This window comes from Streptosporangium sp. NPDC048047, from assembly GCF_040653115.1.
In the GTDB taxonomy this organism is placed as follows: Bacteria; Actinomycetota; Actinomycetes; order Streptosporangiales; family Streptosporangiaceae; genus Streptosporangium.
This window is the reverse complement of record NZ_JBEZNH010000014.1, coordinates 138,087-162,813: the sequence shown is the minus strand read 5'-3', so window position 1 is coordinate 162,813 and position 24,727 is coordinate 138,087. Positions and strand designations below refer to the sequence as shown.

Here is a 24,727-nt window from a genome sequence, read left to right as displayed (position 1 = left end):
GGGCCGCCCGTCAGCGGCGCTCCTCCCGCTGCTTGCAGGCCACGCACAGCGTCGCCCTCGGGAACGCCAGCAGACGTTCCTTGCCGATCTGCTTGTGGCACGATTCGCACACTCCATAGGTACCCGCGTCGATCCGGGCGATCGCTCGCTCATTCTGCGCGACCAGGTCGCGTGAATTCAGGGTAAGGGCGATCTCACGTTCTCGTTCATACGTCCGTGCCCCGGCGTCCGCCTGGTCGTCCCCCGCCCCGTCGGTCACGTCACGGGCGGCGATCTCGCTCTCCGCCTTGACGATCTCCTTGGTGAGCTCTTCGATCTCCCCGGCCAGTCGTTCGCGGACCTCAGCCAGTTCCTCGGCCGACCAGGTGGCGGGACCGTCCTGCGACGGCCCCGTGGCGCTCTCGTCTGCGCGCACAGTCGCGGCCATGCCGGCCTCCTCGTTCTGTCGGACCGTACCGATGCGGTAAACGGTGCGGGCAGCATAGGTCCGCGATAACAGAACGGCAAACGACCCGCCCATATGTTTACCGATCCCGTACGATCCGGCCCCGCGCCTCCCCTCCCGCCGTCCCGCGCGTGGACGGCACCGCCGCGCCCCTTCCCCCGTTCCGTGCGCGGACGATATCCGGGAAGATTCCGGCGGGCGGGTGCGTTATCGTGGGAGTTCGCAAAGGCGTTGACGGGGACGAGTACGTCCGGGGCCCCTCGCGCGAGCGACCCGGGGACGGTGTGAGCCCGGGGCGAGGACCCGGGCGGAAATCACCCCCGAGCCGCCGGAGGAACGGCCCGCGACGGGCTCAGTAGAACCGGCAGCGAACCGAAGGAAGAGGGCCTCCCACCGCCGTTCCCGGCGGCAGGGGGTCAAGGAGGGTGGTACCGCGGGACCGCGAGGTCTCGTCCCTCCACGCCACTGCCAGCACCAGCGTGGAGGTCCCGCCCGTCATGTCAGCCCGCTTCCGCCCTCTTCCCGCGCAGGTCGACCTGCCCGCGCTCGAACACGAGATGCTCGGCCGCTGGCGCGACGGCAAGATCTTCGAGCGCTCCGTCGAGCAGAACGCCGGCGGCCCCACGTGGGTCTTCTACGAGGGCCCGCCCACCGCGAACGGCATGCCCGGCGTCCACCACGTCGAGGCCCGCGTCTTCAAGGACGTCTTCCCCCGCTACAAGTCGATGCAGGGCTACAGCGTGCCGCGCAAGGCCGGCTGGGACTGCCACGGCCTGCCCGTCGAGGTGGCCGTGGAGAAGGAGCTCGGCCTCTCCGGTAAGAAGGACATCGAGTCGTACGGCGTGGCCGAGTTCAACGCCCGGTGCCGCGAGTCGGTGCTGCGGCACGTGGACGCCTTCGAAGAGATGACCGAGCGGATGGGCTACTGGATCGACCTGGCCCAGGCGTACCGCACGATGGACCCCGACTACGTCGAGTCGGTCTGGTGGTCGCTGAAGGTCGTCTTCGACAAGGGCCTGCTGTTCCGCGACTTCCGCATCACCCCCTACTGCCCGCGCTGCGGCACCGGCCTGTCCGACCACGAGCTGGGCCAGCCGGGCGGCTACGAGACCGTCTCCAGCCCGTCGGTCTACGTCCGCATGCCCGCCACCTCCGGCCCGCTGGCCGAGCTCGGCGCCTCGCTGCTGATCTGGACCACCACGCCGTGGACGCTGGTGTCCAACACCGCGGTGGCCGTGCACCCCGACGTCACCTACGTCGCGGCGCGCCCCGCCGGGTCCGACGAGGTGCTGGTGGTGGCCGAGCCGCTGCTGGCCGCCGCCCTGGGCGAGGGGGCCGAGGTGCTGGCCTCCTTCCGGGGCGCCGATCTGGAGCACACCTCCTACTCCCGCCCGTTCGAGCTGGTCGACATCCCCGGCGCCCACTACGTGGTGCTCGGCGACTACGTCACGACCGAGGACGGCACCGGCCTGGTGCACCAGGCCCCGGCGTTCGGCGCCGACGACATGACGATCTGCAAGCGGTACGGCCTGCCGGTGGTCAACCCGATCGGCCCGGACGGCCGTTTCCTCGACACCGTGCCCCTGGTCGGCGGCCGGTTCTTCAAGGACGCCGACGACGAGCTGACCGCCGACCTGGACGCGCGGGGCCTTCTGTACCGCGGCGGCCACTTCGAGCACAGCTACCCGCACTGCTGGCGCTGCCACACCGCGCTCCTGTACTACGCGCTGCCCGCCTGGTACATCCGGACCACCGCGATCAAGGACCAGCTCCTCGCCGAGAACGAGAAGACCAACTGGTACCCCGAGACGATCAAGTGGGGCCGCTTCGGCGAGTGGCTGCGCAACAACGTCGACTGGTCGCTGTCGCGGTCGCGCTACTGGGGCACGCCGCTGCCGCTGTGGGTCTGCTCCGCCGACGACTCGCACGTCACATGCGTGGGCTCCCTGGAGGAGCTGGGCCGGCTGGCGGGCCGCGACGTGTCCGCGCTCGATCCGCACCGCCCCTACGTCGACGACGTCACCCTGCCCTGCCCCGACTGCGGGGCCGAGGCGCGCAGGGTGCCGGACGTGATCGACGCCTGGTACGACTCCGGGTCGATGCCGTTCGCCCAGTGGGGCGCCCCGCTGCGCAACGCCGAGATGCTGGATTCGGCGTACCCGGCGCAGTTCATCTGCGAGGCCACCGACCAGACCCGCGGCTGGTTCTACTCCTTGATGGCGGTCGGCACGCTGGTCTTCGGCCGGTCCTCCTACGAGAACGTGCTCTGCCTCGGCCTGATCCTCGCCGAGGACGGCCGCAAGATGAGCAAGCACCTGGGCAACGTGCTGCAGCCGATCCCGCTGATGGACCGGCACGGCGCCGACGCCCTGCGCTGGTACATGGCCTGCGGCGGCTCCCCGTGGGCCGCCCGCCGGATCGGCCACGCGGCTCTGGAGGAGATCGTCCGCAAGGTCCTGCTGACCTACTGGAACACCGCGGCGTTCTTCACCCTGTACGCCGACGCCGAGTCCTGGACGCCGTCGGCGCTCGCCGAGGCCCCCTCCCCCGCCGACCGGCCGCTGATCGACCGCTGGGCGCTGGCCGAGCTGCACCGCACGGTCGCCGAGGTGACGGCGTCGCTGGACGGCTTCGACACCGCCAGGGCCGGCCGGCGGCTGGCGGAGTTCCTCGACGACCTGTCCAACTGGTACGTGCGGCGCTCCCGCCGCCGGTTCTGGTCCGGCGACGTCTCGGCGTTCGCCACGCTCTACGAGTGCCTGGAGACCGTGACCCGGCTGATGGCGCCGGTGGCGCCGTTCATCACCGACCACGTCTGGGACGTCCTGCGCGACGACGACGCCCCCGTCTCGGTCCACCTGGCCTCCTGGCCCGCCGCGGACCCGGCGCTGCTGGACGCGGAGCTGTCGGAGCGGATGGCGCTGGTGCGCCGCCTGGTGGAGCTGGGCCGCTCGGCCCGCGCCTCCAGCGGGGTCAGGACCCGTCAGCCGCTCGGCCGGGCGCTGGTGGGCGCCCGCGGCTGGGCCGCCCTCCCGCCGGAGCTGCGCGAGCTGATCGCCGACGAGCTCAACGTGCAGGCGCTGGAGGACCTGTCGGATGTGGAGGCCGACCTGGTCTCCTTCACCGTCAAGCCCAACTTCCGGGCGCTGGGCAAGCGGTTCGGCTCGCAGACCAAGCTGGTGGCCGCGGCCGTCGCCTCCGCCGACGCGACCGGGCTCGCCCATGCGCTCCGCGCGGGTTCCACCGTCACGGTCGAGGCCGCCGAACTGGGCCCGGTGGAGCTGACCGCCGAGGAGGTCATCGTCACCGAGCAGCCGAAGGCCGGCTGGGCGGTCGAGACGGGCGCCATCGGCACCGGGACCGGCGAGACGGTCGCCCTCGACCTGGCGATCACCGACGAGTTGCGCCGCGCCGGTCTGGTCCGCGAGGTCGTCCGCCTGCTCCAGGACGCCCGCAAGTCGACGGGCCTGTCCATCTCCGACCGGATCGACGTGTGGTGGTCGGCCGCCGACGCCGACCTGGCCGGGGCCCTGCGGGCGCAGGGCTCGGTCGTGGCCGACGAGGTTCTGGCCGTCTCCTTCACCGAGGGGGTCGCCGACAGGCTCGACGTGCACCGCGACGACGACCTCGGGCTGGCGTTCCAGCTCCGCCGTACGGCCTGAGCCCTCCCGGTGGTCCTCCCCTGGAGGGGAGGACCACCGGGGCGCGGAGAGAAGGCGGAAAGGGCCGCCGGGAGGTCTCCCGGCGGCCCTTTCCGTGTCGTTCGGGCTCAGCCGCGGCCGGCGCGGCAGACCGTGCAGCCGCTCAGCCCAGCCTCCTCGGCCTCGACCACGGTCATCGTCTCGACGCCGTCGTCGTCTCCGCCACGGACCAGGGGGCAGGACGGGTCGTGGAAGCGGCGGGTGCCGACGATCACCTTGACGGTCCCGGCGGGCGGCTCGTCCCGGATGGCGGGGAACCCCCGGGGGGCGGTGTCGTCGTCGGAGGTGTCCCCGTCGTCGGCGGCACCGGCGCTTCCGGCGGCGGGCTCGCTCCCGGGGTCGGCGTCGCCGGAGGCTTCAGCGGTGTCACGGGAGTCGTCGGAGGCGGAGGATTCCGCCGAGGTGGAGTCGGCCGTCGGCCGCGACCCGGCGCGCCCGGGAACGGCCTCGGCCGGCTCCACCGGCTCGGAGTCGCCGGATCCGGGCTCGACGGCCTCGGACTCGGCGGGTTCGGGCTCGACGTCCCCGGATCCGGTGTCCGCGGACTCGGCCGGTTCGGGCTCGGCGCCCTCAGGCTCAGCGGGGCCGGGCCCGCCGGCCTCCGGCGTCGCGGACACGGGCTCGCCGGCCTCCGGCTTCACGGCCTCGGGCTCAGCGGAGTCGGGCTCGGCCGGTTCGGGCTTCACGAGCTCGAACTCCGCGGGCTCCGCGGGCTCCGTGGGCTCCGTGGGCTTGGCGGGCTTGGCAGGCTTCGGCTTCGCGGCCTCGGCGGGCGCGGAGCCGGCCGGAGCGGGCTCGGAGGCCGGCCGCCCGGTCACCGGGCCGGCCGTGGTGCGGCTGAACCAGCTCGTGGCGTTGGGATCGTCGGAGGGGGTCTCCGGCGCGGGCCGTGAGGGCCGGGCGGGGGACGGCGGCACGGCCGTCCCCGAGGCGCCGGAAGGCGGACCGGCCTGCGCGGCCGGTGCGGCGGACGCCTGGGCGGCGGGCCGTTTCGCCGGAGCCGGGGACGCCGGCTCGGCGGGTGAGGCCACGGCGGCGGAGGCCGCCGGGGGCTTCGAGGCCACCGGAGACGCCGGGGCCGTCGGCTGGTCGGGAAGGCACGTGGTGCAGGGCGTGAAGCCCTCCTCCCGCGCCTCCTCCTGGGTGAGCTCCTCGTGGTCCCGGCCTGCGAGCTGCCGGCATCCCACGACGTGGTAGCGCCTGCGTCCCGGGATCACCAGGACGATCGCCCCGGCGCCCGGCAGGCCCCGCCTCGCGGAGGGAGCGGCGGGGGCGGTGGCGGCGACCCGGCCCGGCCGAGGCCGAGCCGGGGCGGTCGCCGTCTGCCGCGCCATCGGGTGGGAGACCGGCGTGGCCGGTCGGCCCGGTGGCATGTGCGGCACGGGCGCGGGGCCGGTGGGCGCCGGCTCCCTCGGCTGGAGCGGCGGGGCCGCTCCGGCGCGCCCGCCGCCGGGGAACAGTTCGTGGCGGCGTAACAACGCCCCGATCACCAGGAAGACCGCGGACAGCACGCTGATCGCGATCGACCACATGACCAGGAAAGGTTTGGCCAGCACGAATCCCACGATGAGCAGGACGATGGCCGTGAGGACCAGACCGGCGCTGATGAGGATCACAGGGGAACTCCCGGATACGGGTCAGGACGAATGACCCGACACCCTAGCGCCGGTCGTTGTGAGGACCGTCAACGCCCTGGAAGGCACCCGAGTGCTGCGCCTGCTCGCCGCCGAACGGACCGGGGGCGCCCTGCATCGGCTGCGGGCCTCCCTGAGCCACGGCGTGGGACATCGCCGGGGGACCGCCCACGATCGGGAACGCGCCACTGCCCTCGCCCGCGACGTTCAGCTCGGCGAGCTGGTTCTCCAGGTAGAGCTTCAGGCGGCTGCGGTACTCCCGTTCGAAGCTGCGCAGCTCCTCGACCTTGCGCTCCAGCTCGTCGCGGTTCTGCACCAGCGAGCCCATGGCCTGCCGGTGCCGCTCCTGCGCGTCGCGCTCCAGCGTCTCGGCGCGTGCGCGGGCGTCGCCGATGACCTGCTCGGCCTGGCGGCGGGCCTTGCCGAGGATGTCGTCGGCCTCGCGGCGGGCCCGGGTCACCGTCTCGTCCGCCTCCCGGCGGGCGTCGGCGATGGCCTGGTCGGCCGTCTGCTGGGCCAGCGCGAGCACCCGCGCCGCGGTGTCCATGTTGTCCTCGGCCTGCGGCATGCCCATGGAGACGGGGACGGGCTGCTGGTGCTGGACGGGCTCCGGAGCGCGCATCGGCTCCGGCTGCTGCATCATCATCTCGGGCTTGGGCTCTGCGACGGGGGCCGGCGCCATGGCCATGTTGACGTTGCCGGGCACCTTGCCCCGCAGGCACTCCGCCAGCTTCGCGCGAAGCTCCTCGTTCTCCTGGATGAGGCGGTCCAGCTCGGACTCGACCTCGTCGAGGAAGGCGTCAACCTCTTCCTCGTCGTACCCCGGCCTCAGCCGGGTCGTACTGAACTGCTTGTTCCGCACATCAGCGGGCGTCAGCGGCATTTCGGTCTCCTTGGCGCGCTTGGAGTCTGTCCGGAGGGACGGTACCCGATCAACGAAGCGCGGACACGAGTCGGATCAAGACCAAGACCACAATGAACAGCACTGTGAAGCTTAGGTCAAAGGCCACCGTACCCAACCGGAGTGGTGGAATGAAACGGCGGAGGAACTTGAGAGGCGGGTCGGTGACCGTGTATACGGCCTCCGCCAGGACGAGTACGGCCCCGGTGGGCCGCCACTGGTGCGCGAACGCCTGCACCGTCTCAAAGATCATTCTGCCGATCAGCAGAACCAGATAGAGAGAGAGGACGATGACCAAGATCTCGCTAACGATCCCCAAGGTCCACCCTCGTCTCTGATCCGTTCCGCCGCCTCCGGTCTTGTGTGGACCTGTCCGGCCGGTCACTGTTCATGGTGGAACTCTAGCTCTGGTTGAAGAACCCGCGTTCCGCGATTCGGGCCTTGTCCTCGGCGGTCACCTCGACATTGGCAGGGGACAACAGGAACACCTTGTTGGTAACACGTTCAATGCTGCCATGTAGGCCAAAGACCAGACCTGCCGCGAAATCCACAAGCCTCTTGGCGTCGCTGTCAACCATCTCGGTCAGATTCATGATGACCGGGGTGCCGTCGCGGAAATGCTCCCCGATTGTCCGGGCCTCGTTGTAGGTGCGCGGATGAAGCGTGGTGATGCGCGCCAGATCGGTCGTACGGCGCTCGATGACAGCCGTCGCGGGCCTCGGGGCGGGCACCCCGGAATCGGCGTCGTCCTCGCGGTCGTGGACCGCTCCGGGACGCTCCTCCGCCGTCCGCCGCGAGTCGTCGAACTCCTCGTAGTCCTCGTCGGAATAGCTGTCGTATCTGTCGTAGCGGTCGTCCTCCACAAGACCGAGGTAGACCGCCATCTTGCGCATCGCGCCGGACATCGCTGCTTCTTCCTCCGTCTTACTTCGCTTCGCCTGGGGCGGTAGCCGCACCCCCTTGGAGCTCACCACCGATCGACCTCTATCCGGGTACGCGGACGCCAAGGTCCACTTGAAGGGACATTACCTGACCAAGGGCTTCCGGCGACCGAGCAACGCCGTACCGACACGCAGGTGTGTCGCGCCGTTGGCGATGGCCTCCGCCATGTCGCCGCTCATCCCCGCCGATATGACGTCCGCGCCCGGATGGGCCTCCCGTACGGCCTCCGAGATCTCCCTCAGCCGGGCGAAGGCCCCGGACGGGTCCCCGCCCAGCGGCGCGACCGCCATCACCCCGCCCAGCCTCAGCCCGCCGGCTCCGGCGACCGCGTCGGCGAGCGCCGGCACCTCCTCCGGCCGGGCGCCGCCGCGTGCGGGATCGCCGTCCAGCGCGACCTGCACCAGGCAGGTGACCTCCCGGCCCGCCCGGACCGCCTCCCGGCCCAGCGCGGAGACCAGCCGGAGCCGGTCCACCGAGTGGACGACGTCGGCGTAGGAGACCACCGAGCGGGCCTTGTTGGTCTGCAGCTGGCCGATGAAGTGCCAGGTCAGCTTCAGGTCGGCGCACTCGTGCGCCTTGGCCGAAGCCTCCTGGTCGCGGTTCTCCCCCACGTCGGTCACCCCCAGCCCGGCCAGCAGCCGCACGTCGGAGGCAGGGTAGGTCTTGCTCACCGCGACGAGCGTCAGCTCCCCGCGGTCGCGGCCGGCGGCCCGGCATGCCTCGGCGATGTCCGCCTCGACCCTGGCCAGACCGGCCGCGATCTCTTCACGTCGTGTTGTATCCGTCACTTCTCCGCCGCTCGAACACCGACAAACCGGCGGAACCCATTCTTCCCTGTCACGGCCGGGCATTCCCCGGGCCCCCGGCCGTGAGCAAAGTCACTTCAGGAAGTCGGGGACGTCGAGCTCCTCCTCCTGCTCCTCGAAGACCACCGGACGCCGCCGGGCGGTGTCGGGGACCCGCGCGGAGATGGGCGTGGGAGCAGGCGGCTCGGGCGCCGGACGCGGGATCGACACCGGCGAGGCCGGCGGCTCCTCGGCGCGCGGCGGCTCGGGCTGCTCACCCGGCGCGTGGGCGGGCGCGGCGGGCTGGACCGGGTGGGCCTGCTGGGCCGCCGGGGGCTGCGCGGGCTGGGGCTCGGCCCGGAACTCCGGCTGCGGCGGGGTCGCCGGGCGGGCCGGCGCGGGCGGGTACTCGGCTCTGGGCTCGGCCCGGAACTCCGGCCGCGGCTCGGGACGGGGCTCGGCCTTCACCGTGGGCGCCGCCGGGACCGACGGCCGGGACGGCGGGGTCGCGGCCGGGCGGGCGGGCTGCTGCTGCGGCCGGGCCGCCTGCGGAACGGCCTTGTTCGCCTCCGCGTCGGCCTCGTCGAAGCCGGCCGCGATCACTGTGACGCGGACCTCGTCGCCGAGGGCGTCGTCGATGACCGTGCCGAAGATGATGTTGGCGTCCGGCGCGGCCGCGTTGGAGACGAGCTGGGCGGCCTCGTTGATCTCGAACAGGCCGAGGTCGGAGCCGCCCGCGATCGACAGCAGCACGCCGTGCGCGCCGTCGATGCTGGCCTCCAGCAGCGGGCTGGAGACGGCCATCTCGGCCGCCGCGACCGACCGGTCGTCGCCGCGCGCGTGGCCGATGCCCATGAGCGCCGAGCCCGCGCCGGACATCACCGACTTCACGTCGGCGAAGTCCAGGTTGATCAGGCCGGGCGTGGTGATCAGGTCGGTGATGCCCTGGACACCGGAGAGCAGCACCTGGTCGGCCGCCTTGAAGGCGTCCAGCACGCTCACCTGCCGGTCGGAGATCGACAGCAGCCGGTCGTTCGGGATCACGATGAGCGTGTCGACCTCCTCGCGGAGGGTCTCGATGCCCGCCTCGGCCTGCATCGCCCGGCGCCGGCCCTCGAAGCTGAACGGCCGGGTGACCACACCGATGGTCAGGGCGCCCAGGGACCGCGCGATGTTGGCCACCACCGGGGCTCCGCCGGTGCCGGTGCCGCCGCCCTCGCCCGCGGTGACGAAGACCATGTCGGCGCCCTTGAGGACCTCTTCGATCTCCTCACGGTGGTCCTCGGCCGCCTTGCGCCCGACCTCGGGGTTGGCGCCCGCGCCGAGGCCGCGGGTGAGTTCACGCCCCACGTCGAGCTTGACGTCGGCGTCACTCATCAGCAGCGCCTGAGCGTCGGTATTGATGGCGATGAACTCGACGCCCTTGAGTCCCTCCTCGATCATCCGGTTGACGGCGTTGACTCCGCCTCCGCCGATTCCTACAACCTTGATGACCGCGAGGTAGTTCTGCGGTGCTGCCACGACGAGGGGCCTTTCCGCTCGTTGACTTGCAATTTCCCGCGGCACGGGGTCCCGTGCCGTCGCTTTCAAAACCCTCACCCTCAAGTTGAGATTTAGATTTATGTCAACCTGAGGAGTGATACGGACAGTAGGAGTTACGCTCCGGGCGGGTCAACTAACCGGGCCGCAAGCGCGCCCGGCGTGTCGCGCGCTGTCCTTTTCCCGGCGCCCGCGGCGGGGGCGTCACTTCACCGTCACGACCTCGGGGGAGCTCACGTCGTAGGTGGCCGCCCGGCTCCTCAGGAGCGTGGCGAGGATCCGCGCCTTGTCCTCCGAACGGTCCCGCCCGCCCCAGACCACCGTGCGGCCGTCCTTCAGCCGCAGCGAGACGGTCTCGGGCGAGGGCGCGGCCACCTCGGCCACCCGCCGGGCCAGGCTCTCCGGCAGCGCCCCGACCACGGCCAGCGCCGCGGCGGTCGCCGGGTCGCCCGCCCGGGGACGGTCCACCCGCAGCGCGGGAAGACCCGGAGGCGCGACGTCCCTGACCTCGATCACCACGCCGTGGCGGTCCACCAGCGCGGCCCGGTCCCCCTCCGGCACCACGGCCGCCGGGCGGCGCTCCACGACCCTGACCGCCAGCGTGCCCGGCCAGTCGCGGCTGACGGAGACCGACTCGACCCGGCGGATCGCGCCCACCCCGGCCCTGACCGCGGCCACGTCCACGGTGGCGAGCGGCCGGCCGGCGGCCACCCCGGTGGCCCGCCGGATCTCCTCCGCGGGCAGGACCGCGTTGCCCGTCACCCGGATCTCCCGCACGCCGAGGACCGGCGAGAAGAACACCAGCCACACGACGCTGCCCACCACGCCCGCGGTCAGCAGGCCGAGGAAGGCCGTGCGCCAGACTCCGTTCAAGAGTCGCTCACCGCTTCCTTCCTCGCTCCGCGGGCCGCTCGTCCCTCACGAACCACTCCGCTCCCGCGTCGGGCTCGCTCCCGGCTCAAAGGTCGCTCACCACTCCTCCCCCGCTCCCCCTCGAAGGCCGTTCACCGTGCGGACAGCTCCGCCACGATCCGCGGGCCCAGCTCGGTCACGTCGCCCGCCCCCATGGTGAGCACGATGTCGCCGGCCCTGGCCCGCTCCGCCACCAGGGCCGGGACGCTCTCCCGCTGCGGCGCGTAGCTCACCCGCTCCCCCGGGAGCGGCACCTTGCCCGCGACCAGCGCCCCGGAGACGCCCGGCTCGGGGTCCTCGCGCGCGCCGTAGACGTCCAGGACGACCACCTCGTCGGCCAGGGCGAGGGCCGCTCCGAAGTCGTCGGCGAAGAACCGCGTCCGGGAGTACAGGTGCGGCTGGAAGACCGCGATGACCCTGCCGGAGCCGGAGAAGGACGCCACCACGTCCCGGGCCGCGCGCAGGTCGGCCGCCAGCTCGGTCGGGTGATGGGCGTAGCTGTCGAAGACCGCGACCCCGCCGGCCTCGCCCTTGGCCTCGAACCGGCGCTTGGCGCCGGTGAAGGCGGCCAGGCCGTCGCGGATGTCGTCGAAGGAGACGCCCAGCTCGGCCGCGACGGCGATGACCGAGGCGGCGTTGAGGGCGTTGTGCCGGCCGGGTACGGCCAGCCTGACCAGGCCCAGGCCGCCGACCGTGAAGGTGACGCCCAGGCCGTCCGGGGTGATGTCGCCCACCCGAAGGTCGGCGTCGCCGGCCTCGCCGTACGTGACGACCTTCAGGCCGCGGGCGCGGGCCGGCGCCACGAGGGCCGCGGAGCCGGGGTCGTCGGCGCAGAGCACCATGGTCCGGCCGACCCGCTCGACGAAGCGGGCGAAGCTGTCGTAGACCGCGCGGGGGTCGCCGTAGTTGTCCAGGTGGTCGGGCTCCACGTTGGTCACCACGGCGATCTCCGGGGCCAGCATCAGGAAGGAGCCGTCGCTCTCGTCGGCCTCGGCGACGAAGACGTCCCCGGCGCCCTCGTCGGCGCCCAGCCCGGTGGTCACCAGCTGCCCGCCGACGCAGTAGGACGGGTCGGCGCCGCACTTCTGCAGCGCCACCGTCAGCATCGACGTGGTGGTGGTCTTGCCGTGGGTGCCCGCCAGGGCGACGCCCGTCCGGCCCGCCATGACCGAGGCCAGCGCGGCGGCCCGCGGGATCACCCGCAGCCCCTGGCGCAGCGCCTCGCCCAGCTCCGGGTTGGAGTCGCGGATCGCGGTGGAGACCACGACCGTGTCGACGTTCTGGACGTGCGAGGCGGCGTGACCGATGTGGATCCTCGCCCCCAGCCCCCGCAGCTCGTTGACCAGCTCGGAACCGCGGGAGTCACTGCCGGAGACCCGCACGCCGCGCTTGAGCAGGATGCGGGCGATGCCGGACATGCCGGAACCGCCGATCCCGATGAAGTGGACCCGCCCCAGGTCTTCGGCCGCGACCGGATCCACCAACTTGACCAGGCTCATCGGCCGTTCACCATTCCCCGCTCATCCGTTGATTCCCGCCTTTCACGCCACGCCCCGCGCGATCCGCAGCACCCGGTGGGCCAGCGCCGCGTCGGCGTCCTTGCGGCCCATCCGGGAGGCGGCCTCCGACATGGCGACCACCCGCTCCGGGTCGGACAGCACGGGCAGCACGTTGCGGACGATCCACTCCGCGCTCAGCTCGGCGTCGTCGACCAGCATGCCGCCCCCGGCCCGTGCGATCGGCTCGGCGTTGAGCCGCTGCTCGCCGTTGCCGTGCGGGAGCGGGACGTACGCCGCGGGCAGGCCCACCGCGGTCAGCTCGGCGCAGGTGATGGCGCCGCCGCGGCACAGTGCGAAGTCGGCGGCGGCGTAGGCGAGGTCCATCCGGTCGACGTACTGCAGCACGACGTACTGGGGGTCGCCGGGCGGCGGCTCCTCCTCCAGCGTGTTCTTCGGGCCGATGATGTGCAGCACCTGGATCCCGGCCCGGCGCAGCGCCGGGGCCGCGGCCAGGGCCGCCTGGTTGATCGAGCGCGCCCCCTGGGAGCCGCCGGTGACCAGCAGCGTCGGCAGGTCGGCCTCCAGGCCGAACCAGGAGCGCGCCTTGTCGCCCATGGACAGCCGGTCCAGCGAGGTGATCTCGCGGCGGAGCGGGATCCCGATGTGCTCGGCGCCGGACAGCGGCGTGTCCTGCTGGCCGATGAACACGTGGTCGGTCAGCCGCGCGCCCAGCCGGTTGGCCAGGCCGGGCCGCGGGTTGGCCTCGTGCACCACGATCGGCACGCCGCGGCGGCGCGCCCCGAGGTAGGCGGGGGTCGCGACGTAGCCGCCGAACCCGACGAGGACGTCGGCCCGGACCCGCTCCATGATGCCCGCCGCGGCGCTGATCGCCCCCGCCAGGCGGCCGGGAACGGTCAGCAGCTGCGGGGTGAGCGACCGGGGCAGCGGTACGGCGGGCACGAGCTCCAGCTCGTACCCCCGGGCCGGGACCAGCCGCGTCTCCAGGCCGCGTTCGGTGCCGAGGCAGGTGATCCCGATGCCGGGATCGAGTTGGCGCAGCGCGTCGGCCAGGGCCAGCGCCGGTTCGATGTGACCGGCCGTCCCGCCGCCGGCGAGGACCACCCTCATGTCGGTCCTTTCCCCTGTCGTCTTCCGTCTGCCGGCCGCCGTCCGCGGGCCGGGCCACCCAGGCCAAGCCAGCTTAGGCCCCGCGCCACCGGTCCCGGGCCACGCGCGGCCAGGGCCTGCCGCGCGCCGGGCTCCTGTTTGGCGAAGCTCAGCAGCATCCCGAGCGCGGCCAGCGTGGGCAACAGCGCCGACCCGCCGTAGGAGACCAGCGGCAGCGGGATGCCGGTGATGGGCACCACGCCGATCACCGCGCCGATGTTGACGATCGCCTGCCCGGCGATCCAGGCGACGGCGGCGGCCGCGGCGAGCCGGACGAAGGTGTCCCTCACCCGGACGGCGACCCGCAGCCCGGCGTAGCCGAGCAGCCCGAACAGGGCCACCACCACCAGGGTGCCCATCAGGCCGAGCTCCTCGCCGATGATCGAGAAGATGAAGTCGCTCTCGGCGTGCGGGATCCAGTTCCACTTCTGCCGGCTGGAGCCCAGCCCCAGCCCGAACCAGCCGCCGCTGCCCATCGCGATCTGCCCCTGGACGGCCTGGTAGCCCTCGTTCTGGGCGTACTTCCACGGGTCCAGCCACGCCTGGACCCGGTCCAGGCGGTACCCCTCGGTACTGATCATGACGACGGCCGCCAGCACCGCGACGGCCATGATGCCGCCGAACAGCCGCAGCGGCGCCCCGACCACCCACAGCAGGGACAGGAAGATCAGCATCAGCACGATCGTGGTGCCGAGGTCGCTGCCCAGCATGACCAGCAGGGACAGGATGACCGCGCCGGGCATGAGCGGGATGAACAGGTGACGCCACTCGATCGTCCCGGCGCGCGCCCGGCGCGCCAGCAGGTCGGCCCCCCACAGCATCAGCCCCAGCTTGGCCGGCTCGGAGGGCTGGATGGTCAGCGGGCCGATGTAGATCCAGCGCTGCGCCCCGAGCTCCGTATCGCCGATGAACAGCACCAGCACCAGGCCGAGGATGGACAGCACCATCAGCGGGTATCCGGCCAGCCGGAAGAACCGCGCGGGCAGGCGGGAGCAGGCCCACATCAGCGGCAGGCCGAGCGCGACCGAGACCGACTGCTTGAGGAACCAGTAGAAGGGGCTCATGTCCTTCTGCAGCGCCTCGATGCTGGAGGCCGACAGCACCATCATCAGACCGAGGGCCAGCAGCAGCGCGCAGCACCCGAGGATCAGGTAGTAGGAGGTCAGCGGCCGGTCGAGCAGCTCGCGGAAGGCGGTCAGCCGCTCGCGCGCCCCGCCCTCGCGCCGGGCGTCCGCCGGACCCCCGGCCTCCGTCGCGCGGCCCCCGCCGTCCCGTTCCCGCGTGGCCCCCGCCGGGGCCGCCGGAGCCGCGGGGAACGCCGCGGCACGCCCGCCCGCGGAACCCGCCGTCGCGGTCGCGGCACGTCCGGCGGCCCCGGTGGGCCGCCCGTCGCGCGCGCTCACGCCCGCTCCCCTTCGCCCGTCTCCGCGAGCCGGTGCACGGCCCGCGCGAACGCCTCCCCTCGCGCTGGATAGCCGGCGAACATGTCGAGGGAGGCTCCTGCGGGGGCGAGCAGCACGGTGTCCCCGGGGGAGGCGAGCCGGGCGGCTTCGGTGACGACGCGATCCATGACCCCAGTGTCTTGCCCCGCCACCTCCACCACCGGGACATTCTCGGCGTGTCGCGCCAGAGCCTGACGGATCCGCTCGCGGTCGGCGCCCAGCAGCACCGCGCCGCGCAGCCTCGGTGCGGCCCGCCGTACCAGGTCGTCGACGTCGGCTCCCTTGAGCTGCCCGCCGGCGACCCAGACGATCGAGGGGTAGGCGGCGAGCGAGGCGGCCGCGGCGTGCGGGTTGGTGGCCTTGGAGTCGTCGACGTAGTCGACGCCGCCCACGCACGCGACGTGCGCGATGCGGTGCGGGTCTGGGACGAAGTCGGCCAGGCCGCGCCGTACGGCCTCCGGGGGCACCCCGTAGGAGCGGGCCATGGTGGCGGCGGCGAGCGCGTTGGCGACGTTGTGCGGCGCGAACGGCCGGATGTCGGCGAAGCCCGCCAGCTCGGCGGCCTCGCGCACCGGGTCGTCGGTGAACGCCCGGTCCACCAGCAGGTCCTCGACCACGCCGACCTGCCCGGGACGCGGCACGTCGAGCGTGAAGCCGACGACGCGGGCGGCCCCGCCCGCGTACGGCTCGGCCAGGCGAGCCGCCTGCTCGTCGCCGGCGTTGAAGACCACCGTGCCGGCCCGCTCGAAGATCCGCCCCTTGTCCCGGGCGTACGCCTCCAGGGAGCCGTGCCAGTCGAGGTGGTCGGGCGCCACGTTGAGCACGGCGGCGGTGTGCGGGGCCAGGCCGGGCGAGCGGTGCAGCTGGAAGCTGGACAGCTCCACGGCCAGCACGTCCCAGGGCCCGCCGACGGCCTCCACGACGGGGGTGCCGACGTTTCCGGCGGCGAGCGCGCGGTGCCCGGCGGCGGACAGCATGGCGGCGAGCATCCGCACCACGGTGGTCTTGCCGTTGGTGCCGGTCAGCGCGAGCCACGGCGCCGCGCCGGCCGGGCGCAGCCGCCAGCCGAGCTCGACCTCGCTGATCACCTCGATCCCGGCCTCCGCGGCGGCGGCCATCACGGGGTGACGCGGCGGCCAGCCGGTGGTGACGACCAGGGAGGCGCCGGCGGGCAACCCGGCGGACTCGCCGAACCGGACCTCGACCCCCAGCCCGGCCAGTTCCGCGGCGGCGGCCCGGGCTCCCTCGGTGTCGCGGCCCTCCAGGACGACGACCTTCGCGCCCCGCCCGGCCAGCACGCGGGCGGCGGCGGTGCCGGAGACGCCGAGCCCGGCGACCACGACCGTGCCCCCGGCGCCCCCGGCGCCCGTGAGGTCTGAGGTCGTCACGGCTTGGGCATCCATTCGACGTAGAACAACCCGAGGCCGGCGGCGGCGCACAGGGCGGCGATCAGCCAGAAGCGGACCACGATGGTCGTCTCGGCCCAGCCCGACAGCTCGAAGTGGTGCTGGAGCGGCGCCATCCGGAAGACCCGTTTGCCGGTCATCTTGAAGAACCCGACCTGGATGATCACCGACATCGTGATGACCACGCACATGCCGGCCAGGATGATCAGCAGGCCCTGGGTGCGGGTGGTGATGGCCAGGCCCGCGATCACGCCGCCCAGGGCCAGCGAGCCGGTGTCACCCATGAAGATCTTGGCGGGCGGGGCGTTCCACCACAGGAAGCCGACCAGCGCGCCGAGCACGGCGGCGGCGACCACGGCGAGGTCGAGCGGGTCGCGGACCCAGTAGCAGTTGGGGCTGAGCTGGACCGTGCAGCTGTTGCGCAGCTGCCAGTTGCCGATCAGCACGTAGGAGGCGAGCACCACGCCGGTCGCACCGCTGGCCAGGCCGTCGAGGCCGTCGGTGAGGTTCACCGCGTTGGAGAAGCCCACGATCATGATGAGCACCCAGATCGTGAACCCGATGATGCCGATGGAGGGGCCGAAGTCCCGCAGGAACGACAGCCGGGTCTCGGCGGGGGTGATGAGGTAGGCGTTGGGGAAGCGGGTCACCAGGACCGCGAAGACCGCGCCGACGACGAGCTGGCCCAGCGCCTTGGCGCCGCTGCGCAGGCCCAGGCTGCGCTGCTTGTAGATCTTGATGAAGTCGTCGAGGAAGCCGACCATGCCCAGGCCGGTCATCAGGAACAGCACCAGCAGCGCCGAGACGGTGGGCTGGGTCCAGGCGACCAGGTGGGCGCAGGCGAACCCGATCAGCGCCGCGATCACGATCACGGTGCCGCCCATGGTGGGGGTGCCGCGCTTGTCGTGGTGACCGGAGGGGCCCTCCTCCCGGATGCTCTGGCCGTAGCCGCGCCGGGAGAACAGGCGGATCGCCAGCGGCGTGCCGAACATGGACAGCAGCAGGCTGACCGCCGCCGCGATGAGGATCTCCCTCATCGGCGTTCACCCCCGAGCAGGGCCTCGGCCACCCGTTCCAGGCCGGCCACCCGCGAGCCCTTGATCAGCACCACGTCGCCGGGCGCGAGGATCGCGGAGACCTCGGCGACGGCCGTCTCGACGTCGGGGACGTGCGTTATCCGGGGGACGTGGCCGCCCGCGGCACGGGCCTCCTCGGCCGCGGCCCTGGCCCCGGCCAGGACCGGCTCGGCGTCGGCTCCGACGACGAACAGCGCTTCGAGGCCCGCGGCGGCGGCCGTACGGCCCACGCCCTCGTTCAGCTCGGCGCCGTGCTCGCCCAGCTCGCTCGGGGAGGCGATGACCGCGAGGCGGCGCCGGCCCCCGGCGATGGAGCCGAGGGCGCCGAACGCGGCGCGCATGGACTCGGGGTTGGCGTTGTAGGCGTCGTTGATCACGGTGACGCCGTCGGCCCGGTCGGTGACCTCCATCCGCCAGCGGCTGCGGGGCTCGGCCTCCGACAGCTCCTCGGCGATGGTGGCGACCGGCAGCCCCAGCTCGTAGGCGGCGGCCGCCGCGGCGAGCGCGTTGTCCACGGCGTGCTCGCCGTACAGGCGCAGGGAGACCGGCGCGGCCCCGGAGGGGGTGCGAAGCGTGAAGGAGGCGCGGCCGCGCCCGTCGAGGACGACGCCCTCGGCCCGCACCGTGGCGTTCCCGCCGCGGCCGTACCAGGTGACCCGGGCGCGGGTCCGGCCGGCCATCGCGGCCACCAGCGGGTCGTCGGCGTTCAGTACGGCGACGCCGTCGGCGGGCAGCGCCTCGACCAGCTCGCCCTTGGCCCTGGCGATGGCGTCCCGGCCGCCGAAGACCCCGATGTGCGCGCTGCCGACGTTGAGGACCACGCCGATCTTCGGCGGGGCGATCTCCGCGAGGTGGGCGATGTGCCCGACCCCGCGGGCGCTGAGCTCCAGCACCAGGTAGCGGGTGCCCTCGTCGGCCCGCAGCACGGTCAGGGGGTGGCCGATCTCGTTGTTGTACGAGCCGACCGGCGCGACCGTGGGGCCGATCCGCGCGGTGAGGCGGGCCAGCAGGTCCTTGGTGGTGGTCTTGCCCGCCGACCCCGTCACGCCGATGATCGTGGCGGCCGGCAGCGCGGCGCAGACCGCCGTGGCCAGGTCGGCCAGGGCCCCGACGACGTCGCCGACGACGACCGCGGGGGCCTCGACCGGCCGGGAGGCCAGCACGGCGACGGCGCCCGCCTCCACGGCGGCCGCGGCGAAGTCGTGCCCGTCGGACCGCTCGCCCTTGACGGCGACGAACAGCGACCCCGGCTCGACGGCCCGGGAGTCCACGACGACCGGGCCGCGCACGACCGCGCGGGGGTCGGCCATGCCCGCGAGGGCGCCCGAGGTGATCTCGGCGATCCTGCCCAGCGGCAACGGGATCATGATGAGGCTTCCTTACTCTCCATACACGCCTGACGCCCGGTACGGCTCCGCCGCCTGCCGATCGCGTCGGCCACCACTTGCCTGTCATCGAACGGGAGGACCCGGTCGCCGACGTACTGGCCCTGCTCGTGCCCCTTGCCGGCCACGACGACCACGTCGCCGGGGCCCGCGCGGCCGATCGCCAGATCGACGGCCGCGGCCCGGTCCGGCTCAATGATCACATGAGCCCGCTCCTCCTCGGGCACGCCGAGGACCCCGTCCATCATCTCGGCCAGGATCCGCAGGGGGTCCTCCGAGCGGGGGTTGTCGCTGGTGAGGATGGCGACGTCGGCCAGCCGGGCGGCGGCGGCGCCCATCAGGGGGCGCTTGCCGCGGTCGCGGTCGCCGCCGCAGCCCAGCACGACGGTCAGCCGGCCCCCGGTGACCTCGCGCAGCGAGCGCAGCACCGACTCCACCGCCCCGGGCTTGTGGGAGTAGTCCACGATGGCCTCGAAGCCGTCGGCGCCCGGCACCCGCTCCATCCTGCCGGGCACCCCGGCCAGCGTGCCGATCCCGGCCACCGCGGCGCGCAGCGGCACCCCCGCCTCCACCAGGGCGACGATCGCGCCGAGGGCGTTGGCGACGTTGAACGGGCCGGGCAGCGCCACCGTGGCGTCCTCCTCGACGCCTCCGGGGCCCACCACGCGGAAGGAGCTGCCGTCGCCGCCCAGGCGCACGTCGGCGGCGCGCCAGTCGGCCTCCGGGGCCCCCTGGGCGGAGAAGGTGGTCATCGGGATCTTCGCCGTGCCGAGGAGCTCGCGGCCGTGGGCGTCGTCGATGTTGACGACCCCGGCGCGGCTCATCTCGGGGGTGAACAGCCTGGCCTTCGCGGCGAAGTAGTCGTCGAGGTCGCGGTGGAAGTCGAGGTGGTCCTGCGACAGGTTGGTGAACAGCGCGACGTCGTAGAAGAGCCCGTCGACGCGGCCGAGGGCCAGCGCGTGGCTGGAGACCTCCATCGCGGCGGCGGTGACGCCCCGCTCGCGCATGAGGGCGAACAGGCCGTGCAGGTCGCTGGCCTCCGGGGTGGTCAGCGTGGACTCCAGGCGCAGGTCGCCCACGCGGATCTCCACGCCGCCGACCAGGCCGGTGGTGTGCCCGGCGGCCCGCAGCCCGGCCTCCAGCAGGAAGGTGCTGGTGGACTTGCCGCTGGTGCCGGTGACGCCGATGAGCGTGACGGCGGCGGCGGGCGCGCCGTACACCCAGGAGGAGACCTGGCCGAGCACGGCCCGCGGGTCTGGCACGACGAGGACCGGCAGGCCGGTCGCGACCGCCGCCTCCCGGCCCGCCTGGTCGGTCAGGATCGCGGCGGCGCCGGCGGCGAGCGCCTGGGCGCAGAAGTCCGCGCCGTGGACCGTGGCGCCCGGCAGCGCGACGTAGAGGTCTCCGCGCCGCACCCGGCGGGAGTCGATGGTGACCCCGGACACCGCGGCGAGCGGAGCCCGCGACGTGCCGGAGGGCGCGCCGAGCAGGCTCGCCAGCCCCGACAACGGCCGGGGCGAACTGTTTGAGGGTCGCATGGACGACGGGGGACGCACGGCGAGAGCGTACCTTCCCTCGTCAGCGGCCGGTGCGGATCGGCACCGAGGCCGGCGGCCTGGTCGCGGTGGGCGGGATCTTCTGGCTCTTCAACGCGAACGTCATCACTTTCTTGAATACCGGGGCTGCGACCTCTCCACCGTAGTGGGCTTTCTGAGGATCTTGGACGACCGCCAGGACCACCAGGCGGGGCGCGTCCGCCGGGGCGAAGCCGACGAACGTCGAGGTGTACCCGCAGTATCCCCGGCACTCGGCGTCGTAGCGCATCGCGGTGCCGGTCTTGCCCGCCACCCGGTAGCCGTCGATGGCGGCCAGGTTGCCGGTGCCCTCGGCGCCGACGGCGGCCTCCAGCATCCCGGCGACGTCCGCGGCGGTGCGCTCGCCGATCACCCGCGTCCGCGCGCCGGGCGCGGCCGGGGTGAGGACGCCCCGCTCGTCGGTGGTGCCGGCCACGATCCTCGGGGCGACGCGCACGCCGCCGTTGGCGATGGTCTGGTAGACGCTGGCCGTCTGCAGCGCGGTGACCGAGACGCCCTGGCCGTAGGCGATCGTGCAGCGCTGGCTGCCCGACCAGTTCCGCCAGTCGGGCAGCAGGCCGGCCTCCTCGCGGTACAGGCCGCTGCCCGGCTTGGCGCCGAACCCGAAGCGCCGCATCATCTCGTACAGCCGCTGGTCGCCGATCCTCTGCGCGGCCATGATCGTCCCGACGTTGCTGGAGGTCGCGACCACGCCGGAGAAGGTCAGCCGCTCCACGGGGTGCGGGTGGGAGTCGCGCAGCACCTGGTCGGCGCACCGGATGTTGTCCGGGACCCGCATGGCGGTCTCCGGCCGCAGCGCGCCCGACTCCAGGGCGGCCGCCGCGGTGATGACCTTGTTGGTGCTGCCCGGCTCGAACACGTCGGTCACGGCGCGGTTGACCCAGTCCTCGGGGGAGGTCCGCCGCCAGTCGTTCAGGTCGAGTTCGGGGGCGTTGGCCATGGCGTACACGCGGCCGTCGCGGACGTCCATCACGATGACGGTGCCGGTGCGCGCGCCGGTGGCCTTCACCTCGTCGGCGATCGCCTTCTGGGCGGCCCACTGGATGTCGCGGTCGATGGTGAGCCGGACGTCCCTGCCCTCGACGGGCGCCTTGACCGTGCTGCGGGTCATCGGGATGCGCTGCCCGGCGCGGCCGGTCTCGATGATCTGCTCGCCGTCGCGGCCGGCGAGCAGGGTGTCGTAGGTGCTCTCCAGCCCGCTCAGGCCGTTCCCGTCGTCGCCGACGAAGCCGATGAGGGTCCCGGCGAGGTCGCCGCCGGGGTAGTCGCGGACGTACCGGCTCCTGGTGCCGAGTCCCTCCAGCTTGAGCTTCGGGGCCCGCTGCATGATCCGCTCGGCCACGGACGGCTCCACGGCGGCGGCCAGCTTCTGGTAGCGGCTGCCGGGTACGGCGAGCTTGGCCGCGATGTCCTGCTTGGGCTGGTTCAGCTCCGCGGCGAGGAAGGTGGCCATCTGGTCGCGCAGGGCCGGCTTGACCTGTGAGGGGTCGACGTAGACCTCGCGGGCCTCCCGGGTCAGCGCGAGCTCGTGCCCGGCCGAGTCGGTGATGGAGCCGCGGCGGGCGGTCAGCTTCTCGCCCTGGACCCGCTGCTTGGCCGCCTCGGCGGCGTAGACCTTGGAGTCGAGGCCCTGGAGCTGGATGAGCCGCCCGGCGAAGATGGACAGCACGAAGGTCATCGCGATCAGGCCGACGCTGATCCGCCGGCCGGGGTTGCCCAGGCGCAGCACCGCGGGCGGCCGGGCGGGCGGCCTGGGGGGCCTGCCGCCGCCTCCCTTCTCGCCGCCGCCCTTTCCGCCGCCTCCGTTCCCGCCGGCCGGGGGGGCGGTCCGGGGCGGGCGCGCCTGGTCGCCGGGCGGACGGACGCGCGGCCGGCCCGCCGGGCCCGCCGGCTCCTCGGGGCGCGGGGAGCGGCCCGGCCTGCGGGGCGCGTCGGGACCCGGCGGTCGGCCGGGCCGGCCCGTCGCACCCGCGGGGGCGGGCCTGCCGGTCGCGGGACGGCCGGACGCCGGGTGCCTGGCGGAGGACTTCGCGGAGGCGGAAGGCTTGTTCGCGGAGGCGGAAGGCTTGGAAGAGGCGGAGGGGCCGGAGGAGACGGGACCGGGCTTGGCGGCCGGAGACTTCGCGGAGCCGGAGCCGGAGCCGGAACCTGAGCCGGAGCCGGAACCTGAGCCGGGCCGTCCGCCGCGGGCGGGGCCGTCCCCGGCGTCGCGGGCGTTCCGGGCCTGCGACCCGGCGCGGGGCCTGCCCGGCGGTACGGCGGAGCCGCCGGTCCGGCCGGCGGAGGCGGATCCGCCCGCGCCGCCGGAACGGGCGCCACGACCTCCGGTCTCCTCTGGGCGGGCGGGCCGCCCGGACCCGGAGTCCGGACGCGCGGAACGGCCCGGAGCGGCCTGTGGACGTGAGGGACGGCCGGAGCCGTCCTGCTCGGGGCGGCCCCGGCCGGACGTCCCCCGGGGGGCGTCCGGACCGCCGGAGCCGCCGGGGCGGCCCGGCCCCTTCGGGACCCGGCGGCCGGATCCTCCGGCGGGGCCGCCGGAGCCGCCGCGGCCCGGGCCGGAGCCCCGCCCGCCGGTCTCCCTCACCTGCCCGTGCCCTCCACCCGCTCGGGCGCTACGGGCGCCTGGCCCCGGCTGGCGACCCGGCTGTCGATCGTGTTCATGTCGTCCCAGTCGGGGTCCTGGCCCTGCAGCTCGGCCCGCTTGGCGAGTTCCTCGGGCGTGTCGAGCCGGGCGTTGTCGTTCCTGCGCTCCTCCTTCTGCAGGCGGAGCTTGCTGATGCCGTCGCGCAGCTCGTTGAGCCGGTAGGAGTCCTGGGCGAGGACGACGTTCAGCAGCAGCAGGCTGACCAGCCCGCCGCAAAGGAGACCCACGACGAGCAGCACGAAGGGAGCGCGCGGCGGGCGCGCCTGCCGGGACGGCCGCGCCGTACGGGCGGCGGAGGGCCGGGCGGGCCGGCCCGGAGCGGCCTTGGCGGGCGCGGGCTTGGCGGGCGCGGTGGTCCGGCCCGGCACGGTCCTGGCGGGCTTGGCGGGTTCGACGGTCCGGCTCGGGACGGGCGCGGCGGGCTTGGCGGGCGCGGCGGCCCCGCGTCCCCGCGGCACGGCGCGGGAGACGCGCCCCGGCCGCGCGGTGCGGACGTCTGTGTCACTCCTCGTCAACTGCCTCACGGATCCTCTCTGCAGCCCGGCACCGGGCGGAGGCCGCCCGCGGGTTGCGGGCCACCTCCTCTTCGCTCGGGAGTTCGGCACCCCTCGTCAGCAGCGCGAACCGCGGCTGGTGGGCCGGCAGCGGGACCGGCAGCCCGGGGGGGCTGGTGTCCCTGGTCCGGGCCGCCAGGACCTGCTTGGTCAGCCGGTCCTCGAGGGAGTGGTAGGCGAGCACCACCACGCGCCCGCCGAGCGTCAGAGCGTCGAGCGCCGCGGGGAGCGCACGTTCCAGCGCCGTCAACTCCGCGTTCACCTCGATCCTCAATGCCTGGAAGGTCCTCTTGGCGGGGTTGCCCCCGGTCCGTCGCGTGGCGGCGGGGATCGCCGTACGGACGATCTCCGCGAGCCGCTTGGTAGACGTTATGGCCTCGTTGCCCCTTTCTTTGATGATTAGGCGCGCGACACGCGGGGCGAATCGCTCCTCGCCGTAATCCCGCAGGATCCGGATGAGCTCGGCGGCCGGGTACGTGTTCACGACCACCTCGGCCGTCAGCTCCTGGTCGGGATCCATCCGCATGTCCAGGGGCGCGTCATAGGAGTAGGCGAAGCCCCGCCCGGCCTCGTCGAGCTGGGGTGAGGAGACACCCAGGTCGAACAGGACGGCGTCGACCCGGGGCCGGCCCAGCCGGGCCAGCACCTCGGGCAGTTCGTCGGAGACCGCGCGGACCAGGGTGATCCGGTCGGCGTACGGCGCCAGCCGGGCGGTGGAGCGCTCGATGGCGGCGGGGTCGCGGTCGATGCCGATCAGGTGCAGCGAGGGGTGGGCGGCCAGCAGCGCCTCGGCGTGGCCGCCGAGGCCGAGGTTGGCGTCGACGGCCACCGGGGCGGGACCCGTCAGGGCGGGGGCCAGCAGTTCGAGCACGCGGTCGAGCATCACGGGCACGTGGCCGCCCGGAGACGCGCCGGAGCCCGGAAGATCAGACATGTCGTTTTCAGCGCGCATGAAGCGCAAACCCCCTCTTGCCGCCTCGCTCGCAGATGTGCGGCGACGCTCACCGGTGTTCCTGATGGCCCCCACCACGGGCCGCCCGGCCAGGTCCCCATCCGCACCCGCGTGCCGGCCCGTCACCTGACACCGGGGAAGGTGCATC

19 protein-coding genes are annotated in these 24,727 nt (G+C 73.7%); 1 reads left to right on the top strand and 18 read right to left on the bottom strand.

The features are described from left to right. Window positions 1-10 precede the first annotated feature (10 nt). Window positions 11-427 (bottom strand): TraR/DksA C4-type zinc finger protein, encoded by a 417-nt coding sequence (locus AB0D67_RS15510; protein WP_362934737.1) that lies wholly within the window; start codon window positions 425-427, stop codon window positions 11-13. Between the two features lie 515 nt (window positions 428-942). Between AB0D67_RS15510 and ileS the strand changes: the two genes are divergently transcribed. Continuing rightward, window positions 943-4,107: an isoleucine--tRNA ligase gene (gene ileS / locus AB0D67_RS15505; RefSeq protein WP_362934734.1), complete on the top strand. Its 3,165-nt coding sequence runs from the start codon at window positions 943-945 to the stop codon at window positions 4,105-4,107. 107 nt (window positions 4,108-4,214) lie between these two features. On the opposite strand, the gene AB0D67_RS15500 is transcribed toward ileS, so the two are convergent. The 17 genes from AB0D67_RS15500 to rsmH all read right to left on the bottom strand — a co-directional run bounded on the left by AB0D67_RS15500 (window position 4,215) and on the right by rsmH (window position 24,579). After that, window positions 4,215-5,762 (bottom strand): hypothetical protein, encoded by a 1,548-nt coding sequence (locus AB0D67_RS15500; protein WP_362934731.1) that lies wholly within the window; start codon window positions 5,760-5,762, stop codon window positions 4,215-4,217. Between the two features lie 43 nt (window positions 5,763-5,805). Next, the gene (locus AB0D67_RS15495; RefSeq protein ID WP_362934728.1) at window positions 5,806-6,663 is read right to left on the bottom strand and encodes a DivIVA domain-containing protein; all 858 of its coding nucleotides are present in this window, start codon (window positions 6,661-6,663) and stop codon (window positions 5,806-5,808) included. 49 nt (window positions 6,664-6,712) lie between these two features. Continuing rightward, entirely contained in the window at window positions 6,713-7,000 is a 288-nt protein-coding gene (locus tag AB0D67_RS15490) for a YggT family protein (RefSeq protein WP_355646174.1), read from the bottom strand. An 82-nt stretch (window positions 7,001-7,082) separates the two neighbouring features. After that, a complete protein-coding gene (gene sepF / locus AB0D67_RS15485; RefSeq protein ID WP_362934725.1) occupies window positions 7,083-7,586 on the bottom strand; it encodes a cell division protein SepF in 504 nt (167 codons plus the stop codon). A gap of 120 nt (window positions 7,587-7,706) precedes the next feature. Further along, window positions 7,707-8,411 (bottom strand): YggS family pyridoxal phosphate-dependent enzyme, encoded by a 705-nt coding sequence (locus tag AB0D67_RS15480; RefSeq protein WP_362934722.1) that lies wholly within the window; start codon window positions 8,409-8,411, stop codon window positions 7,707-7,709. 90 nt (window positions 8,412-8,501) lie between these two features. Next, window positions 8,502-9,929 (bottom strand): cell division protein FtsZ, encoded by a 1,428-nt coding sequence (ftsZ, locus tag AB0D67_RS15475; RefSeq protein ID WP_362934719.1) that lies wholly within the window; start codon window positions 9,927-9,929, stop codon window positions 8,502-8,504. A gap of 222 nt (window positions 9,930-10,151) precedes the next feature. After that, entirely contained in the window at window positions 10,152-10,820 is a 669-nt protein-coding gene (locus AB0D67_RS15470) for an FtsQ-type POTRA domain-containing protein (RefSeq protein ID WP_362934716.1), read from the bottom strand. A gap of 131 nt (window positions 10,821-10,951) precedes the next feature. After that, entirely contained in the window at window positions 10,952-12,358 is a 1,407-nt protein-coding gene (murC, locus tag AB0D67_RS15465) for a UDP-N-acetylmuramate--L-alanine ligase (protein WP_362934713.1), read from the bottom strand. A gap of 42 nt (window positions 12,359-12,400) precedes the next feature. Continuing rightward, window positions 12,401-13,486, bottom strand: a complete 1,086-nt coding sequence (gene murG / locus AB0D67_RS15460) for an undecaprenyldiphospho-muramoylpentapeptide beta-N-acetylglucosaminyltransferase (protein WP_362934710.1) — start codon at window positions 13,484-13,486, stop codon at window positions 12,401-12,403. Further along, complete coding sequence (gene ftsW / locus AB0D67_RS15455) at window positions 13,483-14,724, bottom strand: putative lipid II flippase FtsW (protein ID WP_362934794.1); 1,242 nt, start codon at window positions 14,722-14,724, stop codon at window positions 13,483-13,485. The genes murG and ftsW overlap by 4 nt, the downstream gene beginning before the upstream one ends. Window positions 14,725-14,924: 200 nt before the next feature. Continuing rightward, window positions 14,925-16,355, bottom strand: coding sequence for a UDP-N-acetylmuramoyl-L-alanine--D-glutamate ligase (gene murD / locus AB0D67_RS15450; protein WP_362934707.1), 1,431 nt, complete (start codon window positions 16,353-16,355; stop codon window positions 14,925-14,927). Next, window positions 16,352-17,410 carry a phospho-N-acetylmuramoyl-pentapeptide-transferase gene (gene mraY / locus AB0D67_RS15445; protein WP_362934704.1) on the bottom strand — a complete coding sequence of 353 codons (1,059 nt, stop codon included), beginning with the start codon at window positions 17,408-17,410 and terminating at the stop codon, window positions 16,352-16,354. Before mraY ends, murD begins: the two co-directional genes overlap by 4 nt. Beyond that, window positions 17,407-18,816, bottom strand: a complete 1,410-nt coding sequence (gene murF / locus AB0D67_RS15440; protein WP_362934701.1) for a UDP-N-acetylmuramoyl-tripeptide--D-alanyl-D-alanine ligase — start codon at window positions 18,814-18,816, stop codon at window positions 17,407-17,409. The genes mraY and murF overlap by 4 nt, the downstream gene beginning before the upstream one ends. Next, complete coding sequence (locus AB0D67_RS15435) at window positions 18,813-20,372, bottom strand: UDP-N-acetylmuramoyl-L-alanyl-D-glutamate--2,6-diaminopimelate ligase (protein WP_362934698.1); 1,560 nt, start codon at window positions 20,370-20,372, stop codon at window positions 18,813-18,815. The genes murF and AB0D67_RS15435 overlap by 4 nt, the downstream gene beginning before the upstream one ends. A gap of 40 nt (window positions 20,373-20,412) precedes the next feature. Continuing rightward, window positions 20,413-22,158, bottom strand: coding sequence for a penicillin-binding protein 2 (locus AB0D67_RS15430; RefSeq protein WP_362934695.1), 1,746 nt, complete (start codon window positions 22,156-22,158; stop codon window positions 20,413-20,415). An 851-nt stretch (window positions 22,159-23,009) separates the two neighbouring features. Then, window positions 23,010-23,588, bottom strand: coding sequence for a hypothetical protein (locus AB0D67_RS15425; protein WP_362934692.1), 579 nt, complete (start codon window positions 23,586-23,588; stop codon window positions 23,010-23,012). After that, on the bottom strand, window positions 23,575-24,579 hold the full coding sequence (rsmH, locus tag AB0D67_RS15420; protein ID WP_362934689.1) for a 16S rRNA (cytosine(1402)-N(4))-methyltransferase RsmH: 1,005 nt from the start codon (window positions 24,577-24,579) through the stop codon (window positions 23,575-23,577). The genes AB0D67_RS15425 and rsmH overlap by 14 nt, the downstream gene beginning before the upstream one ends. Window positions 24,580-24,727: the final 148 nt, after the last annotated feature.

Bases quoted from the DNA above. Each gene is read 5' to 3' on its own strand.
- murC (WP_362934713.1), bottom strand. From the start codon at position 12,358: ATGAGCCTGGTCAAGTTGGTGGATCCGGTCGCGGCCGAAGACCTGGGG.
- murF (WP_362934701.1), bottom strand. From the start codon at position 18,816: ATGATCCCGTTGCCGCTGGGCAGGATCGCCGAGATCACCTCGGGCGCC.
- rsmH (WP_362934689.1), bottom strand. From the start codon at position 24,579: ATGCGCGCTGAAAACGACATGTCTGATCTTCCGGGCTCCGGCGCGTCT.
- mraY (WP_362934704.1), bottom strand. From the start codon at position 17,410: ATGAGGGAGATCCTCATCGCGGCGGCGGTCAGCCTGCTGCTGTCCATG.
- AB0D67_RS15435 (WP_362934698.1), bottom strand. From the start codon at position 20,372: ATGCGACCCTCAAACAGTTCGCCCCGGCCGTTGTCGGGGCTGGCGAGC.
- murG (WP_362934710.1), bottom strand. From the start codon at position 13,486: ATGAGGGTGGTCCTCGCCGGCGGCGGGACGGCCGGTCACATCGAACCG.
- AB0D67_RS15510 (WP_362934737.1), bottom strand. From the start codon at position 427: ATGGCCGCGACTGTGCGCGCAGACGAGAGCGCCACGGGGCCGTCGCAG.
- sepF (WP_362934725.1), bottom strand. From the start codon at position 7,586: ATGTCCGGCGCGATGCGCAAGATGGCGGTCTACCTCGGTCTTGTGGAG.
- ileS (WP_362934734.1), top strand. From the start codon at position 943: ATGTCAGCCCGCTTCCGCCCTCTTCCCGCGCAGGTCGACCTGCCCGCG.
- AB0D67_RS15495 (WP_362934728.1), bottom strand. From the start codon at position 6,663: ATGCCGCTGACGCCCGCTGATGTGCGGAACAAGCAGTTCAGTACGACC.